The organism is Enterobacter sp. SECR19-1250, from assembly GCF_013391025.1.
In the GTDB taxonomy this organism is placed as follows: Bacteria; Pseudomonadota; Gammaproteobacteria; order Enterobacterales; family Enterobacteriaceae; genus Enterobacter; species Enterobacter cloacae.
In genome coordinates, this window is the sequence record NZ_JACASJ010000344.1 from 1 (window position 1) to 286 (window position 286).

Genomic DNA, 286 nt, shown 5'->3' on the forward strand with positions numbered 1-286 from the left:
CGGTAACCCGTTTCAGCTCTTTCTGGAGACGGCGGATCTCGGCCTGAGCATCTGACTGTTCTTTATTAGTGGAAGAATCCGGACCGTACTTCTTTATCCAGGCATAAAGGCTGTGGGTGGTGATATCGAGACGTGTTGCAACGCTGGCAACAGAATAACCGCGATCAACAACCTGTTTGACTGCTTCAGTTTTAAACTCTTCGGGATAACGCTTACCGCTCATGGGCACCTCTCTTTAAGCCATCTTAAATGACTCTGAGGTGTCTGTTAAACCCGTGGCGATTCA

General features: G+C 48.6%; 1 protein-coding gene. It reads right to left on the bottom strand.

What is annotated here, in order from left to right; genetic code table 11:
- Positions 1-223 (bottom strand): transposase (locus HX884_RS26915; protein ID WP_178329075.1); only part of this gene is annotated, 223 nt, incomplete at its 3' end.
- Between the last annotated feature and the right edge of the window lie 63 nt (positions 224-286).